At 71.2% G+C, this 16,513-nt stretch carries 16 protein-coding genes and 1 pseudogene; 2 read left to right on the top strand and 15 right to left on the bottom strand.

Annotated features, from left to right (window positions below):
* Positions 1–3: 3 nt before the first annotated feature.
* The gene (locus POF73_RS19205) at positions 4–414 is read right to left on the bottom strand and encodes a hypothetical protein (RefSeq protein WP_443049551.1); all 411 of its coding nucleotides are present in this window, start codon (positions 412–414) and stop codon (positions 4–6) included.
* On the opposite strand from POF73_RS19205, the pseudogene POF73_RS19200 reads away from it, so the two are divergent.
* A pseudogene (locus tag POF73_RS19200) lies at positions 407–1,432 on the top strand (D-alanyl-D-alanine carboxypeptidase family protein); the annotation flags it as partial. The gene POF73_RS19205 and the pseudogene POF73_RS19200 overlap by 8 nt on opposite strands.
* Before the next feature lie 83 nt (positions 1,433–1,515).
* Here POF73_RS19200 and POF73_RS19195 read toward each other — a convergent pair.
* The 13 genes from POF73_RS19195 to POF73_RS19135 form a co-directional block, all read right to left on the bottom strand.
* Entirely contained in the window at positions 1,516–2,880 is a 1,365-nt protein-coding gene (locus tag POF73_RS19195) for a glycosyltransferase 87 family protein (protein WP_272116898.1), read from the bottom strand.
* Positions 2,877–4,271, bottom strand: coding sequence for a polyprenol phosphomannose-dependent alpha 1,6 mannosyltransferase MptB (gene mptB, locus POF73_RS19190; protein WP_272116896.1), 1,395 nt, complete (start codon positions 4,269–4,271; stop codon positions 2,877–2,879). Before mptB ends, POF73_RS19195 begins: the two co-directional genes overlap by 4 nt.
* 108 nt (positions 4,272–4,379) lie before the next feature.
* The gene (locus tag POF73_RS19185) at positions 4,380–5,699 is read right to left on the bottom strand and encodes a hypothetical protein (RefSeq protein WP_272116893.1); all 1,320 of its coding nucleotides are present in this window, start codon (positions 5,697–5,699) and stop codon (positions 4,380–4,382) included.
* 60 nt (positions 5,700–5,759) lie between these two features.
* Positions 5,760–6,701: a glutaminase gene (locus POF73_RS19180; protein WP_272116891.1), complete on the bottom strand. Its 942-nt coding sequence runs from the start codon at positions 6,699–6,701 to the stop codon at positions 5,760–5,762.
* A gap of 48 nt (positions 6,702–6,749) precedes the next feature.
* Positions 6,750–8,159 (bottom strand): aspartate ammonia-lyase, encoded by a 1,410-nt coding sequence (gene aspA / locus POF73_RS19175; protein ID WP_272116889.1) that lies wholly within the window; start codon positions 8,157–8,159, stop codon positions 6,750–6,752.
* Positions 8,160–8,277: 118 nt separating this feature from the next.
* Positions 8,278–9,294 (bottom strand): asparaginase, encoded by a 1,017-nt coding sequence (locus POF73_RS19170; protein ID WP_272116887.1) that lies wholly within the window; start codon positions 9,292–9,294, stop codon positions 8,278–8,280.
* Positions 9,295–9,347: 53 nt separating this feature from the next.
* Positions 9,348–10,787 carry an amino acid permease gene (locus POF73_RS19165; RefSeq protein ID WP_272116885.1) on the bottom strand — a complete coding sequence of 480 codons (1,440 nt, stop codon included), beginning with the start codon at positions 10,785–10,787 and terminating at the stop codon, positions 9,348–9,350.
* Positions 10,784–11,461: a FadR/GntR family transcriptional regulator gene (locus POF73_RS19160; protein WP_272117025.1), complete on the bottom strand. Its 678-nt coding sequence runs from the start codon at positions 11,459–11,461 to the stop codon at positions 10,784–10,786. The genes POF73_RS19165 and POF73_RS19160 overlap by 4 nt, the downstream gene beginning before the upstream one ends.
* A 180-nt stretch (positions 11,462–11,641) precedes the next feature.
* Entirely contained in the window at positions 11,642–12,481 is an 840-nt protein-coding gene (locus POF73_RS19155; protein WP_272116883.1) for an undecaprenyl-diphosphate phosphatase, read from the bottom strand.
* A gap of 94 nt (positions 12,482–12,575) precedes the next feature.
* Positions 12,576–12,950, bottom strand: a complete 375-nt coding sequence (gene crcB, locus POF73_RS19150) for a fluoride efflux transporter CrcB (protein WP_272116881.1) — start codon at positions 12,948–12,950, stop codon at positions 12,576–12,578.
* Positions 12,947–13,327, bottom strand: a complete 381-nt coding sequence (locus POF73_RS19145) for a DUF190 domain-containing protein (protein WP_272116879.1) — start codon at positions 13,325–13,327, stop codon at positions 12,947–12,949. The genes crcB (POF73_RS19150) and POF73_RS19145 overlap by 4 nt, the downstream gene beginning before the upstream one ends.
* On the bottom strand, positions 13,324–13,785 hold the full coding sequence (gene crcB / locus POF73_RS19140; protein WP_272116877.1) for a fluoride efflux transporter CrcB: 462 nt from the start codon (positions 13,783–13,785) through the stop codon (positions 13,324–13,326). Before crcB (POF73_RS19140) ends, POF73_RS19145 begins: the two co-directional genes overlap by 4 nt.
* Before the next feature lie 77 nt (positions 13,786–13,862).
* Positions 13,863–14,825, bottom strand: coding sequence for an SMP-30/gluconolactonase/LRE family protein (locus POF73_RS19135; RefSeq protein WP_272116875.1), 963 nt, complete (start codon positions 14,823–14,825; stop codon positions 13,863–13,865).
* 274 nt (positions 14,826–15,099) lie between these two features.
* Between POF73_RS19135 and POF73_RS19130 the strand changes: the two genes are divergently transcribed.
* Complete coding sequence (locus tag POF73_RS19130) at positions 15,100–15,903, top strand: ribonuclease BN (RefSeq protein ID WP_272116873.1); 804 nt, start codon at positions 15,100–15,102, stop codon at positions 15,901–15,903.
* A gap of 164 nt (positions 15,904–16,067) precedes the next feature.
* Here POF73_RS19130 and POF73_RS19125 read toward each other — a convergent pair whose 3' ends face one another.
* Positions 16,068–16,355, bottom strand: a complete 288-nt coding sequence (locus POF73_RS19125) for an ArsR family transcriptional regulator (RefSeq protein WP_272116871.1) — start codon at positions 16,353–16,355, stop codon at positions 16,068–16,070.
* Positions 16,356–16,513 lie beyond the last annotated feature (158 nt).

Below are 16,513 nucleotides of genomic sequence, written 5' to 3'. Positions count from 1 at the left end.
GTCTCAGGCGCCCTCGGCGGGGGCGTCCTGCGCGTCGAGCCCCGCCGCGACCGACGGAGGCCGCTCGTGGGCCGCGAGGAAGGCGTCGATCAGTCGCCGCTGCTCCGCCGACGACACCGCTTCCACGTCCAGTTGGGCGTCTCCCAGGGTGATGCTGGCCCGGCGAACGGGCCGGTTCTGAAGCCAGGTCTCCAGCAGGCTCAGGACGCCGCGCAGCGCGAGCGGTGCCAGGGTCACGGCGAGGGCGCCCACGGCGATCGCCGCACCGGGTTTGGCGCCTTCGGGAACGGTCCGTCCACTTGCCAACTCGACGCGGTCGACGTCGAGTTCGAGGAGCCGCTCACGCAGCAGGAGGGTGAGCGCGTCGAGCTCCTCCTGATCGCTGTCCGGCCTCCCCTCCAGCACGATGTTCAACCGAGATGTTCCGTCGTCGCCGCCCACGCTCGCCCCCTGCCCCCCGCTGCCCCCGCCGCAGCTGATGGCCGGTCATTTTAATCCACTCGACCCCGTTATGGGCCCTGCGTGCGGCATCCGGGTGCTCGCTCGGCGACCTCGGCCCGGGCAGCACGGTGTCCGGCGTATGCATTCCTACGTTGGCGGTATGACTGTCGGACTTACCTCCCGGGTCTTCGCATTCACCGGCGCGCTGTGCGCGGCCGGCCTGCTCGCGCTCGCGCCCGCCGCCGCCGTCGACCACGCACCCGACCCCGACACACCGGGCGGGCCGCGGGCGGTGACTCCGCGGCCGGCCTTGCTGTACCGGCCCGACACACAGGTGCGGCCGACCAGTGGGACGCCCCGGCTGCCGCGGGTCTCGGCGCTATCGTGGCTGGTGGCCGACGCCGACACCGGGCAGGTGCTCGCCGCGCACGACGCGCATCGGGAGCTGCCGCCCGCCAGCACCCTGAAGACGCTGTTCGCCCTCACCGTGCTGCCGGCCCTGCCCGCCGGCATCCGGCACCGGGTGAGTGAGGAGGAACTGGCGGGGATCGGGCCGGGCAGCAGTCTGGTGGGCCTCGCCGAGGGGCATACGTACCGGGTCGCCGATCTGTGGCGCGGGGTCTTTCTCAGTTCCGGCAACGACGCCGTGCGCGTGCTGGCCACGCTGAACGGCGGCTGGCGCGCCACGGCGGCCCGGATGCAGGACAAGGCCCGTGCGCTGGGCGCCCTCGACACGCAGGTGATGTCGCCGGACGGGTACGACACGCCCGGCCAGGTCTCCTCGGCTTACGACCTGGCGGTGTTCGGCCGGGCGGGGCTGCGCAACGCGGAGTTCGCGCGGTACTGCGGCACGGCCGAGGCGTGGTTCCCGGGCCGGAACGGGTGGTCGTACGAGATCCGGAACACCAACCGGCTGTTGACCGGCGCGGCCGGGCTGGACCCGTATCCGGGGCTGATCGGTGTCAAGAACGGCTACACCAGCAAGGCGGGCAACACGCTCGTCGCCGCCGCGCGCCGGGGCGGTCGCACCCTCGTCGTGACGGTGCTGAACCCCCGGGCGGGCGGCTTCGCCGTCTACGAGGAGGCCGGCGAGTTGCTCGACTGGGGGTTCGACGCGGCCGGACGGGTCGAACCGGTGGGGTCGCTCGACGCCTTGCGGGTCAAGCCGAGACCGGGTCCCGTGACGGAGCCCGTCGTCGCCGACGTGGCGCCGGAGGGCGGACCGGCCGGGCCGGGCTGGGCGGAGGCGTGGGCGATCGCGGGCGCCGTCGGGATGGGGGCCGGTGCCACCTCACTGGTGCTGCGCTGCAAGGTCTTCGAGCGGGTGGAGGAGGACTGACCGACCGGCAGCCACAGCAGCAGGCCGAGGGTGATCCAGGCGTACGTGTTGCTGCCGAGGAAGCCGTCCACGCCGGACGCGTCGTCGAACCACAGCCACACCACGCTGGTGCACAGCACCGCGTACAGCGTGCCCGCGATCCGTATGTGCCCGGCGCGGACGAGGACGGCGAAGGACGGCAGCAGCCACACCAGGTGGTGGACCCAGGTGATCGGGCTGACCAGACAGGCGGTCAGCCCGGTGAGGGCGAACGCCGCCGTCCAGTCTCCGGTCACGACCGCACGACGGGTGCGGGCCGCCCAGACGCCCAGCACCAGCAGCACCACGACCGCCCAGACCGCACGGCTCGACACGTCCAGACGGGCCAGGATGCCCTGCAACGACTGGTTGGAGACGTAGTCGAGTCGGCCCACCCGGGTGGTGTCCCACATCGCGTGCGTCCAGTAGAAGCGGGACGCGTCGGGAGCCACCCAGGCCGCCAGCGCCGTCGCTGCGGCGGCCACGGCGGTCGCCACGGCCGCGGCCCGCCAGCGCCGGGCCACCAGCAGCAGCCCGATGAACGCGGCCGGCGTCAGCTTGATCGCCGCCGCGAGACCGATGCCTACGCCCGCCCAGCGCTCCCGCCCCGTGGCCAGCAGCCAGCGGTCGAGCAGCACGAGAGCCAGCAGCAGGATGTTCACCTGGCCGAAGCTGAAGGTGTCCCGCAGCGGTTCGAAGAGGGCCAGCGCGCAGACGGCGAGCGCCCAGCCGTACCAGCCGTAGCGCTGCCAGGCCCGTCCGGCCAGGACGCGCAGCGCGAAGGCCAGGGCCGCCAGGTTGAGCAGCAGCGCCACGGCGATCGCGACCTGCAGGTCGACCAGGGCCATGGGCAGCATGACGACGGCGGCGAACGGCGGGTAGGTGAACCCGTACGTCGTGCCGGGCACCTGGTAGTCGTAGATACGGCCGCCGTGGTGGATCCAGCTGTCGATGGTGCCGTAGTAGACGCGCAGGTCGAACCAGTCGCGCAGCAGCGGCACGGTCGCGGTGAAGACGGTCACGGCGGCGGCGAGCACGAGCACCAGGGCGAGCCGGCCGCGGTCGGTACGCGGAAGTCTCATGCGGTGCGCTCCAACGCCGGGGCCTGCGCCGCCAGGTGCGCCTGCCACAGGACGACCACGGCGAGTACGCCGCCGGACACGGCCAGCACCAGCTGTCCCACGTCCGCGGGGCCACCGCTGGGCAGGACGGCGAGCGCGAGCACTCCGGTCAGGGCCGCCACCCGGTGCCGTACGGATGTGCTGGGCGCCGCGGCGGCGATGAGGAACAGGCCCCACAGCGCGTACCAGGGGCGGATCGCCGGCCCGAAGGCGGCCACGGCAGCCAGGCTCAGGCCCAGCGCGTACACGGGGCGCGGACGCCAGCGCCACCATATGAGGACCACGAGCACCCCGGTGAGCACCATGCCGATGGCGTGCCACGCCGGGACGGCCAGCGGCGCCAGATCGCTGCCGACCTCGTCCAGCAGCGAGGCGGTGGCCCGGCCGAGCAGGCTGGTGAGCGCCCAGTTCTGGGTGGACACCGGGGTGTCGAGGGCGCCTATCCAGCCGTATCCCGTGCCCGCCACGGCCGTTGCGGCGACCGTGGTGGCGGCGGACGCGGCGACCGTGGTGAACACGGCCTTGGCCGGGTGGTGGCCGGCCCGTATCTGCAGCAGCACCACCGCGGCGAGGCCCAGCGCGGCGGGCGCCTTGACCAGGGCGGCGAGCGTGACGAGTACGGCGCCCAGGATCGGCCACCGGCCGAGCGCCGCGACCAGACCGGCACCGAGCAGGCCCAGCATGATGGCGTCGTTGTGGGCACCCGCGACCAGGTGCAGCAGCACGAGCGGGTTCAGGGCGCCCAGCCACAGCGCCGCGGCCGGGTCGGCGCCGCTGTGCCGGGCCAGGCGCGGCAGCGCGGCCGCCATCAGCGCCACCCCGAGCAGCGCTATCAGACGCATGCCGAGGAGCCCGGCGGGGAGTTCGCCGCTGGTCAGGGCGGACAGGGCGGAGGCCACGCCGAGGAACACGGGGCCGTACGGGGCACCCGTGTGCCGCCACAGCGGGGCGACCTCGTCCGCGAGCGGGCCGCCGAGGTGGGAGGGGCCGTACGCGTACACGTCGATGTGTGCGTCGACCATCGCCCCTTGGGCCAGGTAGCTGTACACGTCCCGGCTGAACAGCGGCGGCGCGATCAGCAGCGGGGTGGCCCAGACCGCCAGCACCAGCAGCAGGGCGCGCGGGGTGGGCGGATCGGCGCTGCGCACGAGCCGGCCGAGCAGCAGCCATGCCGCTATCAGCAGGACGACGCCGAAGTACACGCCGACCAGGCCCAGGGCCGCGTGCACCGAGGACGGGGCCAGGAGTTCCCGGACCGGTAGCGCACCGGCCGTCTCGCCGCCGAGGGCGAGGAAGGCGGTGCCGGCCAGACCGAGTATCTGGCAGCGGCGGAGATCGACGGGAAAAGCCATGGCCAACACTCGTTCAGCGTGTCAACGACGAGTGGCCGGAAAGCGAAGGGGGACCCTCGGGGCGGCGACCTGCGCATGACCGCCGTGTGATCCATCCCGGTCAGAGCGTCACAGGAACCGCGAACTGGCCACCGGTCCCGACGACGTGAGGCCGGCCCGGTCGCCCCGGAGCCAGCTATCGCGCACGGCGCTGACGAAGTCGGTGAGCGCCTCGGCTCCGTCGGCGGGGGTCTGGCCGTCGCCCTCGTCGGGCGAGGCGTCGGCCGCCAGAATGTCGGCGGCGATCTCCCGCTCCGGCCGGTCGTCGGGGGCGCCGCGCTCCACGCTCCCGTCGTCGTCCGCGCGCAGCTGCCCCTCCCAGGGTGCCGTCGCCGACTGGTGCAGCAGGGCGACGCTGTCGGCGGTCACCACCGGCGGGTCGGTCCAGTTGCTCGCGTGTTCGTGCAGGACCTGTCCCGGAGCCCGTTCGTACAGCCCGCCGATGATGTCCGGGCCCTCGTCGGCGGCGGCCACCTCGTTCAGGTCGTAGGCGACGACGACGGTGTCCTCCCGGGTGGACGTGAACGGCTCCGCCGGCAGCTGAAGCACCTCGGCCGCGGCGAGACCGAGGATCCTGCTGCTCCGGTCGGGCAGCAAGGACACCGACGCGGGGCGCACCCCGGCGGCGTCGAGGACCGCCTTCAGCCGCAGCAGGCCCCGCAGGCACTGGCCGTGGGAGTCCTGCAACCAGGCGTACCGCCCGGCCATGCCCGCGTCGAAGCCGTAGGGGGACATCGAGCCGAGCACGGTGCCGCCGATGACGTACTGCCAGCCCCGCAGATCGCCGCGGTCCAGCGGGCTCACCGGCTCGGCGCTCACGGCCCGGTCCAGCATGCGGCGCTGGCGGGCCTGGGTGGGCAGCCACATGGCGTCGTCGGGGTCGGACAGCCGGGCGTGCTGCCGGCGGGCCAGCGCGAGGTCGCCGGACATGAGGGCGTTGTAGACCAGCAGATAGCGGTCCGGCCAGTCGGTGAGCCCGCTCTCGCGCGCGGCCAGGAGGTCCGAAGCCTCGCGGTGGCGGCCCTCGCGCTCGTAGGCCGAGACCAGCTCCCGCAGGACCGCCACCGACTCGGGCGCCTGGTTCAGTGCCACACGCAGGGCGGGTATCGCCAGGTGGGGCACGCCGCGCTCGATACAGGCGTACCCGAAGTCGTAGAGTGCCCGGGGCTTTTCGGGGCGGGCGGCTAGGGCGTCGGCCGCCTCGTGGAGGTCCTGGAAACCGGCCGCTCCGGCGGCCCGGGCGACCACGAGAGCGACCTCGCCCAGGGGCAGGTCGTCGGCGCCGTGCCGCAACTGGCGCAGGGCGCCGGGGATGTCACCCTCGTCGAGCGCTTCCCAGGCCTTGAGGAGTTCGGGGGTCTTCGGTCGGCGATTCCTGCGCGAGAACATGAGGAGGATCCTCACCGAAGATCCGAATCCTCCACAACCGGATTACGGTTTACGGAAGAGTCAGAAGACCGACAGCCCGGTGAGCGTCGTGAACCGGTCGAGGGCCGCCACACCGGCCACCGAGTTGCCGCGCTCGTCGAGCCCGGGGCTCCACACACACAGCGTGCAGCGGCCCGGTACGACGGCGATGATCCCGCCGCCGACGCCACTCTTGCCCGGCAGCCCGACCCGGTACGCGAAGTCACCCGCCGCGTCGTACGTCCCGCAGGTCAGCATGACCGCGTTGACCTGCTTGGCCTGGCTGCGGGTGAGCAGGCGGGTGCCGTCGGCGCGGACGCCGTGGCGGGCCAGGAAGGACGTGGCCAGGGCGAGGTCGGCGCAGGACGCCGTGAGGGAGCACTGGCGGAAGTACTGGTCGAGCAGGACCGGCACGGGGTTCTCCATGTTGCCGTAGGACGCCATGAAGTGGGCGAGCGCGGCGTTGCGGTCGCCGTGGGCCGTCTCGGAGGCGGCGACGTCCTTGTCGAAGTCCAGGGCCGGGTTGCCGCTCTCGGCGCGGAGGAAGGACAGGAGTTCGCCGGCCGCGTCTCCGGTACGGGTCTGGAGGCGGTCGGTGACGACGAGGGCGCCCGCGTTGATGAACGGGTTGCGGGGGATGCCGTTCTCGTACTCCAGCTGGATCAGGGAGTTGAAGGGGTTGCCGGAGGGCTCGCGGCCCACGTGCTCCCAGAGTTCGTCGCCCTCGCGGGCCAGGTCGAGAGCGAGGGTGAAGACCTTGGTGATGGACTGGGTGGAGAACGGCTCGCGCCAGTCCCCCACGCCGTACACCGTGCCGTCGAGTTCCGCGACGGCCATGCCGAAGGCCCGTGGGTCGCGGGCCGCGAGCGCCGGGATGTAGTCGGCTGGCCGGCCACGGCCGGGGGTCCGCCCGATCTCCTCCGCGATGCGCTCCAGGATCGGCTGGAAGGTCAGTGACGACGTTGACGCTGCCATGATCACCATTGTGCCTCCGTGCCGGTCCCGGTGCGCATCGACGGATCCTGGAAGGGGTCAGGCCAGGGCCTGGCCGCTGCCCGCGACGACCTCCGGGCGGAGCAGGTCGGCGAGCCTCTCGGCGGGCAACAGGCCCTTCTCCAGGACGAGTTCGGCGACACCCCGGCCGCTGGCGAGGGCCTCCTTGGCGATGTCGGTGGCGGCCGTGTACCCGATGTGCGGGTTGAGGGCGGTGACCAGGCCGATGGAGTTCTCCACGGTCCGGCGCAGCGCCTCGGTGTTGGCGGTGATGCCGGAGACACAGCGCTCGGCCAGCGTCACGCACGCGTTCCTCAGATGCGTGACGCTCTCCGACAGCGAGTGCAGGATGATCGGCTCGAAGGCGTTGAGCTGGAGCTGTCCGGCCTCGGCCGCCATGGTGATGGCGACGTCGTTGCCGATCACCTCGAAGGCGACCTGGTTGACGACCTCGGGGATCACCGGGTTGACCTTGCCGGGCATGATCGACGAGCCGGCCTGCACGGGCGGCAGGTTGATCTCACCGAGGCCCGCGCGCGGCCCGGAGGACAGCAGACGCAGGTCGTTGCAGCTCTTGGAGAGCTTGACGGCGATGCGCTTGAGGACGCCGGACATCTGGACGAACGCGCCGCAGTCCTGGGTCGCCTCGACCAGGTTGGCGGCGGTGACCAGCGGCAGCCCGGTGATTTCGGCGAGGTGGCGACGGGCCGACTCGGCGTATCCGGCCGGTGCGTTGAGGCCGGTGCCGATGGCCGTGGCACCCAGGTTGATCTCATGGATCAACTCGACTGCCTCGGCAAGACGGGACCGGTCCTCGTCAATCATGACGGCATACGCGGAGAACTCTTGACCGAGCGTCATCGGTACCGCGTCCTGCAACTGTGTACGGCCCATCTTGAGCACGTCGCGGAACTCGACGGCCTTGCGGGCGAACGCGTCCTGCAGTACGGACATCGCCTTGAGCAACCCGCGCACCGCGAACACCGTCGCGACCTTGACGGCGGTCGGGTAGACGTCATTGGTGGACTGCCCCAGGTTCACGTCCTCGTTGGGGTGCAGGTGCCGGTACTCGCCCTTCGCGTGTCCCAGCAGCTCCAACGCCCGGTTGGCGACGACCTCGTTGGCGTTCATGTTGGTCGAGGTGCCGGCGCCGCCCTGGATGACGTCGACGACGAACTGGTCGTGCAGCTTGCCGGTCCGGATCTCACGGCAGGCGGCGACGATCGCGGCGGCCTTCTTCGGCTCCAGCAGCCCGAGCTCCTCGTTGGCGAGGGCGGCGGCCTCCTTGACGGCGGCAAGCGCGTCGATGAGGTGCGGGTAGGCGGAGATGGGGGTGCCGGTGATGTGGAAGTTCTCGGTGGCACGCAGGGTGTGGACACCCCAGTAGGCGTCGGCGGGGACATCCCGGTCGCCGAGCAGATCGTGCTCACTACGAGTGACGGCGTTCATGAGGGAACGGTTCCTCTTTCAAAGGGGTTGAGGGTGAGCGCGCCCCATAGGGGCGCGGGGAACTGCGCGACAAGCCACAACGGACCCGCAGCCGCTGGTCGCGGCAGCCGGCACTTCCTTAGGCGCAGGCCGAAACAACAACCGGCTCCAGCGAACGAACGGGCTGCACACACCCGACCGCCTGCCCGCCCCCGAGAAGCGCCTCTCCCTGGAACTCGCTGAGCAACGCCGGATCAACCCCGGCCCACGCAAGCGCCGCCGCAGCGACCGGCACTCGCGCCCGGTTCGCCCCGTCGGCGATCTTCACGGCGATGGCCCGCCCGTCCGGCAGCGCAGCGACCTGAACGCCTTCGAAGCCGTCCTTCACCAACAGCCCCGGCACGGCCCGCATCAGCGCGGCCACATCCCGCCCGGAGCCAGAGGCCATCTCGGCATGCTCACGCATCGCGTCGGCGACCCGCGCCTCGGGCGTACCCGGCACCGCGGTGGTGATCCGGGCGGCGGCACGGGCGAGGCCGTGCAGCGACACGGAGAACAGCGGGGCCCCGCAGCCGTCGACGGTCACCTGGGCGATCCGCTGACCGGTCAGGTCCTCGACGATCTCCGCGATGGCCTGCTGGAGCGGGTGCCCGGGGTCGAGGTAGTCCTCCAGGGACCAGCCGTTCAGCCGGCAGGTGTACAGCATCGCCGCGTGCTTGCCGGAGCAGTTCTGGGCGAGGCGGGAGGGCAGGCGGCCCTCCCGCACCCAGGCGTCCCGGACGACCGGGTCGTACGGCATGTCCGGGACGTTGCGCAGATGGTCCTCGGTGAGTCCGGCGAGTTCGAGGATGCGCCGGGTTCCGGCGAGGTGGCGTTCCTCGCCGGAGTGGCTGGCGGCGGTGAGCGAGAGCAGCTCACCGTCGAGCGGGAGCCCGGCCCGTGCCATGGCGACGGCCTGGACGGGCTTGAGTGCCGAGCGCGGGTAGAAGGCGGCCTCGATGTCACCGAGCTGGAACCGGACCTCGCCGTCGTCACCGAGGACGACGACGGAGCCGTAGTGGATGCCTTCGATCATTCCGCCGCGTATGAGGTGGGCGACGGGGGCGTGGAGCGGTGCGCGGACAAGGGGTGCGTCCGCTATGGAACTGCTGTACATCACTGCCTGGTTGTGTTGAGTGGTCGATGTGGAGTCGTCGACCGGCACGGGTTTCACGCGTCGGCCTTCAAGGAGGTGCGGGCGACCCGACGGCGAATGCCGTACCAGCCCGCGACCAGTGCCAGGACGATCAGCGGCAGGCACTGCACTGTGGTGCGGCCGGCGCCTCCGTCGGCGTACATGAGGACCAGGACGGAGGCGAGGAAGGCCAGCGTCACGAGTTCGGTCCAGGGGGAGCCCGGCAGTCGGTAGCCGGGCCGGTCGAGTTCGCCCTTCTGGGTCTTCTGCCAGAAGAGCAGGTGACAGATCATGATCATGCCCCAGGTGGCGAGGATGCCGATCGCCGCGAAGTTCAGCACGATCTCGAACGCATCGGCCGGTACGACGAAGTTGAGTCCGACGCCGAGGACACAGATCCCGCTGGTCAGCAGGATGCCGCCGTACGGGACCTGGCTGCGGCTCATCACCGAGGTGAACTTCGGGGCGGAGCCGGACATCGCCATGGAGCGCAGGATGCGGCCGGTGGAGTACAGGCCGGAGTTGAGCGAGGACATGGCCGCGGTCATGACGACCAGGTTCATGACGCCGCCCGCTGCCGGGATGCCGATGTTGGACAGCACGGTGACGAAGGGGCTCTCACCGGCCTTGTACGACGACCAGGGCAGCAGCATCGAGAGAAGGAGGACGGAGCCGACGTAGAAGAGGCCCACGCGCCACATGATCGAGTTGATCGCCTTCGGCATGATCTTCTCGGGGTTCTCGGTCTCACCGGCGGCGACGCCGACCAGCTCGACGGAGGCGTAGGCGAAGACGACGCCCTGGACGATCAGCAGCATGGGCAGCAGGCCGTTGGGGAAGAGGCCGCCGTTGTCGGTGATCAGGGACGGGCCGGGGGTGTGGCCGTCCACGGGCTGCTGGGTGACCAGCAGGAAGATGCCGATGAGCATGAAGACGACGAGCGCGCCGACCTTGATGATCGCGAACCAGAACTCCAGTTCGCCGAAGAACTTCACCGAGATCAGGTTCACGGTCAGGACGACCGCGAGGGCGATCAATGCGATCACCCACTGCGGGATGTCGGAGAACATGCCCCAGTAGTGGGTGTAGGTGGCCACCGCGGTGATGTCGGCGATGCCGGTGGTCGCCCAGTTGAGGAAGTACATCCAGCCCGCCGTGTACGCGCCCTTCTCACCCATGAACTCGCGGGCGTACGACACGAAGGCGCCGGAGGAGGGCCGGTACAGGACGAGTTCGCCGAGGGCGCGGACGACGAGGAAGGCAAAGATGCCGCAGACCGCGTAGGCGATGAACAGGGACGGGCCGGCGTCGGCGAGACGCCCGCCGGCACCGAGGAAAAGGCCGGTGCCTATGGCTCCGCCGATGGCGATCATGTTGACGTGCCGGGCCTTCAGCGACTTGCTGTAGCCGTGGTCTCCGGCGTCTACGTGACCGGACTGGGGGCGCGTCTCTTCTTTGAGGTGCTGTTCGCTCACGCCTCGGGTCCGCCTTCCGTGGTGCTGTCCGTGCGCGGGGGGCGCACGATGTCGGTGAGGGTGGTCTCGACGCGATCCAGGTGGTGGGCCATGGCGTCGGTCGCGTCGAGTTCGGAACCGTCGATCAGGGCCTCCACGATCGCCCGGTGCTCCCGGTTGGACTGCTCGCGGCGACCGCCCAGTTCGTTGAGGAAGGCCGACTGACGCGCCAGTGCGTCACGGATCTCCTCGATGACCCGGCGGAACACCGGGTTCTGGGCGGCCTCGGCCACGGCCAGGTGGAAGAGGGTGTCCATCGCTACCCACGCGGTGGTGTCCGTCTCCCGCTCCATGCGGTCGAGCAGGTGAGCCAGGTGGTCGAGGTTCTCCGGGGTGCGGCGCAGCGCCGCGTACCCGGCGACCGGGATCTCGACGTGCCGGCGCACTTCCAGCAGGTCGCTCGCCGAGTAGTCACCGAAGGTGGGGTCCTCGACGGCGTTGGCGACGACGAAAGTGCCCTTGCCGGTCTTGGAGACGGTCAGGCCCATGGTCTGCAGGGCCCGCAGGGCCTCGCGCAGGACGGGCCTGCTGATCTCCAGGGTCCGGCACAGCTCCGCCTCGGAGGGGAGCTTGTCGCCCACGGCGTACTCGCCGCGCTCGATGGCGTCGCGCAGATGCGCCAGCACCGCTTCCATGGCGCTGACACGTCGCGGCGGCTGTCCGGCTGTCCGGCTGTCTGACAGGTTCACGGGAGAGATACTCCGGGTGAGCCGTGGGTGGTGTCAAGGGATGCGAATGGAGAGATTCACCGGGCGTGACGCCTGAAAGCCGGCATCACGCCCGGTCTGCTGCCCGGCATCGCGCCCGGCCCCGGGTCAGCTGTGGATCGCGCCGGCGCCCAGCAGCCCGAACAGCAGCAGGCCGACGACGATCCGGTAGATCACGAAGGCGTTGAAGGAGTGCTTGGCGACGAACTTGAGCAGCCAGGCGATGGAGGCGTACGCGACGGCGAAGGAGACGACGGTGCCGACGGCCAGCGGCAGCGCGCCCGTGCCCGTCGTACCGAGGGCGTCCTTCAGCTCGTAGATGCCGGCGCCGGTCAGGGCCGGGATGCCGAGGAAGAAGGACAGCCGGGTGGCGGCGACGCGGTCCAGGTCGAGCATCAGCGCCGTGGACATGGTGGCACCGGAACGCGAGAAGCCCGGGAAGAGCAGGGCGAGGATCTGGGAGCTTCCGACCAGCATCGCGTCCTTGAAGGAGGTGTCGTCCTCCCCGCGCTTGTGCCGCCCCGTCCGGTCCGCCACCCACATCACCCCGCTGCCGACGATCAGCGAGCCCGCGACCACCCACAGCGAGGCGAGCGGCCCCTCGATGAGCGGCTTGGCGGCCAGGCCCACGACGACGATCGGGATGGTCGCGCAGATCACCCACCAGGCGAACTTGTAGTCGTGGTGGTACCGCTCCTCCTTGTCGCGCAGCCCACGCAGCCACGCCGAGACGATCCGCACGATGTCCTTGAAGAAGTACACGAGCACGGCGGCGATCGCGCCGACCTGGATGACGGCCGAGAACCCGACCACCGCGTCGTCGTCGACGGGGATGTTCATCAATCCCTCGGCGATCTTCAGATGGCCGGTCGAGGAGACGGGCAGGAACTCGGTCACCCCCTCGACAGCTCCGAGGACGACGGCCTGACCGACGCTGATGGCGCTCATGGGATCCAGTTCCGGGGAGTGGCGGGACAGTGGCGCGCACTGTCCTACCAGTTCCGGGTGTGGGCCCGTGGCGTACGACGCGGGGTCTGGTCGGCTACGACCACACCGCCTGGGCGATGGAGACGCCGAGGAACGCCGCGCCGAGGCCCGCGGTCACGCTCCCCACGATGTTGACGACGGCGTAGAGCCCCGCCCCGGTCTCGGTCAGCCGCAGGGTCTCGTACGAGAACGTCGAGTACGTGGTCAGCGCTCCGCACAGACCGGTGCCCAGCAGCAGCTGGAGGTGGGAACTCGCGACGCCGGCGACCGCCGCGCCGGTGAGCAGGCCGAGGATCAGGCAGCCGGTGACGTTGACCGCGAGCGTGCCCCAGGGGAACACCGAGTCGTGCCGGGACTGGACCGCACGGTCGGTGAGATAGCGAAGGGGGGCACCGACCATGGCACCCGCGATCACCAGGAGCCAGTTCACGACGACTTCTTACCTTTCGTGTCCGATGTGCGTGGACTGTCGTCGCGGCCGACGTACCGGATGACCTCGCAGTCGTCGAGGACCACCAGCCCTTCGGTGACGAGTTCGTCGAGCTGAGGCAGGAAGGCCCGTACGCGTTCCTCGGTGTCGACGATCACGACGGCGACCGGCAGGTCCTCACTCAGGGACAGCAGCCGGGAGGTGTGGATCAGCGAGGAGGCGCCGAACCCCTCGATGCCCCGGAAGACGCTGGCGCCCGCGAGTCCGGCCGCGTGGGCGCGGTGCACGATCTCCGCGTAGAGGGGCTTGTGGTGCCAGGTGTCGTTCTCGCCGATGAAGACGGTGACGCGCAGGGCGCGCCCGGTCAGCCTCGTCATGGCTGCCTCCACTTCAGGACACGGCGGGTGGTGGCCACCGCGAGCCACACCGCCGTCAGGGCCGCGGCGAGGGTCGCGGCGAGGTAGGCCAGTCCGGTACTGGGATGGCCGCTGTCCACGAGCTTCTGGATGTCGACGGCGTACGTCGAGAAGGTGGTGAAGCCGCCGAGCACGCCGGTGCCGAAGAAGGGGCGGACGAGGCGGTGGGCGGCCCACACGTCGGTGATGACCACCATGAACACGCCGATCACGGCGCAGCCGACGACGTTGGTCCAGAAGGTCGCCCAGGGGAAGCCGCCGGGCTGGGCGGGCCACCACAAGGCCCACGCGTAGCGTGCCGTGGCCCCGACCGCTCCGCCGAGTGCGACCACCACGACGATCGGCGCCTGGGTCCGCCAGGCGTGCCGCCGTGGGGCGGGGGCGGGGGCGCGGAGGGTCTCGGTCTCCGGGGCTGTCATGGTCGTACGTCTCCTGACTGGCCCTCGTCACCGCTCCTCGCGGGGTGATCGCGGCCGGTCAACAGGGTACGCCGGGCTCATTTGAGGACGGGCGCCTCGCAGACCGCGATGCCCCGCTCCCAGATGCTGCCCAGGATCAGCCGGCCATCCGTTTCACACACGCCGGTGACCATGCGGAACCCCGACCGGCGCCGCGCCAGGTGGTGGACGACCCGGCCGGTGTCGTCGACCGCGAGCACGCCGATCGTGCCCGTGGGTCGGAAGGGGGCGCGCACGGCGACGCGGGCGGCGCTGCGGCGTACGGCCGGGGCGGCGCGGTGGAGCAGGTCCAGCGGGGGTACGCGCGGGCCGGCCAGCGCCACCCAGATCGGGCCGTCCGGTGCGCCGCGCCAGAGGTTGTCGGGCATGCCCGGCAGGTTCTCGGCGAAGGGCTCGCCGTGTCCGGCGCGGGGTCCGGTGAGCCAGTGGCGGGTCAGGCGGTACGCGCCCGTCTCGGCGACGACCAGGAAGGACTCGTCGGCGCTCGCAGCGAGGCCGTTGGCGAAGTGCAGCCCCTCCAGCAGCACCTCGGGGCTCTCGCTGCCGGGGGCGAGGCGCAGCAGGCGGCCCGTTCCGGTGTGCTCGACGATGTCGCCGATCCACTGGTGCAGGGGGTAGCGGCGGCTGGAGACGGTGAAACAGACGCTTCCGTCGGACAGGGCGACCACGTTGCTGCAGAACCGCAGCCGCTCCCCCGCCACCGAGTCGGCCAGGACGCGCACGACGCCGTCGTCGAGGCCGACACGCAGCAGCCCGCGTTCGGCGTCGCACACCAGCAGGTCCCCGTCCGGGAGGAGTTCGAGGCCCAGCGGGCGGCCGCCGGTGTCGGCGAGCACCTCGACGCGGGCCGCTGACGGCTCCATGAGGCCGTCGACACGCAGGATGCGGCCGTCCTCGACGCCGGTCAGCACCCGGCCCCGGGCATCGGCGACCACGTCCTCCGGGCCACGGCCGCCGATCGCCACGTACCGGTGCGGGACGAGCTCGGTGGGTCGGTCCATGGAACGTGTCTCCCCTTCGGTGTCGCGACAGTCGGTCCTTGCAGGCACGCACCCCGGTGCGGGCGTCACGGCGACGCGCGCTCGGGTACCCGGATCACGCCGTGTCATCCGCTCTGGTCCGCGAACTGTATGCCACGGTTTACGAAGAACGTCCCCTGGCCACTCGGTCAGGCGCGCACAACAGACGGAGAGAGGGTGGTCGTATGTCACGTCCGCCCCGGTGGCGCGCCGGCCGCCGCTCCGGTAGAGGGGTCCGTGACCTGCGGCGGTCTCGTTGAACGCCCGGCGCTCCCGGCCCCGTACGACATCGCACCGGCTGGGGTTCGCGGAGCTCTACCGGCGGGGCAGAGAGCTGGAGTTGCTGCACCGCGCCATGGGCTTCGCCGCGCTCGCCCTGGTCACGCTGGCTCCGCTGCTGATCGTGGTGGCGGCGGTGGACCCCCTGGCGCACGGTGGCTTCGCCCTGTGGCTGGTGGATGGCATGGACCTGTCCGGCCGGTCGGCCCACGCCCTCTCGCAGGTCTTCACTCCGCCTCGCAAGGTCCTCAGCACGACCAGCGCGCTGAGCGTGGCCCTGCTCGCCGTGTTCGGTGTGTCCTTCGCCGCCAGCGTCCAGAACGGCTACGAGCGGATCTGGCGGCTGCCCGCGGGGCCCTGGCACCGGGTGTGGCGACAGACCGTCTGGCTGATCATGCTCATGGCGTACGTGTACGCGCAGGTGCAGACCCGCACAGTGTTGCAGGGCACGCCCCGCATCCTGCTGAGCATGGCGCTCGGCGTGCTGTTCTTCTGGTGGGGGCCGCACTTCCTGCTCAGCGGCGAGGCGCGCTGGCGTGACCTGCTGCCGGGTGCGCTCGCCACCATGGCGGGGCTGGTCGGGCTGCGCTGGTTCTCGTTCCTGGTGTTCACCCCGCTGCTCGTCACCAACGCGGTCAGTTACGGCCCGGTCGGGACCGTCCTGGTGGTGGAGTCCTGGCTGGTCGGCGTGGGGTTCGTGGTCTACGGCGGTGCGCTGGTCGGCCGGCTGCTGTGCGAGCGGTTCGAGGACTTCGACGAGCCGGACGGCACAGCCCCGTAGCGACGACATCGCGGGCGAGGGTCCTCGGCCGGCCGCACCACGGACCAGGCGCGGCCCGATGCGCCCGAGCAGACGTACGGGCCGGTCGGGCAGGACGGGCAGGACGGGCAGGACGGGAACCGGGTTCCGTCCCCCGCCTGCGGCACACGGCCCGGACAACGCCGCTACCAGCCCTTCTCGAACATGCGCGCAACCTCGGCGATCCGCACCTCGTCACGCCGGTAGTAGGTGCGCCGCCGGATCCGCTTCGTGCGCAGCACTCCGATGGCCACCAGGAGCCCGAGGTGGTTCTCGGCGACCTTGCGCGGCACACCGAGCTTCGTGGCCACGGCGTCCGCGCTGACGCCGTCCTCGACCGGGTCGCCCTGCCGCTGCTTCGGGAAGTGCGCGGCCGGGTCCTTCAGCCATTCCAGGATGTCCAGGCGCCTTGCGCCGGCGGGAGTCCTCAGCATCTCGTCCCTCCCTCCTTCGGGCCGCGTCGTCACGCGTTCCCCCTACTGTCCCGCAGTCGCAACCACCGCGTCCGGGACTCCCGGACCGTTGTCCGATACCGAACGGCCGTACGGCACAGGGCTGTTCGCCGCTGACGCGTCGGGGCCCGGCCGCACGG

Source organism: Streptomyces sp. HD, from assembly GCF_028369295.1.
Taxonomy (GTDB): domain Bacteria; phylum Actinomycetota; class Actinomycetes; order Streptomycetales; family Streptomycetaceae; genus Streptomyces.
The sequence above is the reverse complement of the archived record's forward strand: the minus strand, read 5'-3'. Positions and strand labels throughout refer to the sequence as shown.

Excerpts from the sequence above, each read along its gene's own strand:
- POF73_RS19195 (WP_272116898.1), bottom strand. The coding sequence starts at position 2,880 with ATGAGACTTCCGCGTACCGACCGCGGCCGGCTCGCCCTGGTGCTCGTG.
- mptB (WP_272116896.1), bottom strand. The coding sequence starts at position 4,271 with ATGGCTTTTCCCGTCGATCTCCGCCGCTGCCAGATACTCGGTCTGGCC.
- POF73_RS19185 (WP_272116893.1), bottom strand. The coding sequence starts at position 5,699 with ATGTTCTCGCGCAGGAATCGCCGACCGAAGACCCCCGAACTCCTCAAG.
- POF73_RS19180 (WP_272116891.1), bottom strand. The coding sequence starts at position 6,701 with ATGGTGATCATGGCAGCGTCAACGTCGTCACTGACCTTCCAGCCGATC.
- aspA (WP_272116889.1), bottom strand. The coding sequence starts at position 8,159 with ATGAACGCCGTCACTCGTAGTGAGCACGATCTGCTCGGCGACCGGGAT.
- POF73_RS19170 (WP_272116887.1), bottom strand. The coding sequence starts at position 9,294 with ATGTACAGCAGTTCCATAGCGGACGCACCCCTTGTCCGCGCACCGCTC.
- POF73_RS19160 (WP_272117025.1), bottom strand. The coding sequence starts at position 11,461 with ATGGAAGCGGTGCTGGCGCATCTGCGCGACGCCATCGAGCGCGGCGAG.
- POF73_RS19155 (WP_272116883.1), bottom strand. The coding sequence starts at position 12,481 with ATGAGCGCCATCAGCGTCGGTCAGGCCGTCGTCCTCGGAGCTGTCGAG.
- POF73_RS19145 (WP_272116879.1), bottom strand. The coding sequence starts at position 13,327 with ATGACGAGGCTGACCGGGCGCGCCCTGCGCGTCACCGTCTTCATCGGC.
- crcB (WP_272116877.1), bottom strand. The coding sequence starts at position 13,785 with ATGACAGCCCCGGAGACCGAGACCCTCCGCGCCCCCGCCCCCGCCCCA.
- POF73_RS19135 (WP_272116875.1), bottom strand. The coding sequence starts at position 14,825 with ATGGACCGACCCACCGAGCTCGTCCCGCACCGGTACGTGGCGATCGGC.
- POF73_RS19125 (WP_272116871.1), bottom strand. The coding sequence starts at position 16,355 with ATGCTGAGGACTCCCGCCGGCGCAAGGCGCCTGGACATCCTGGAATGG.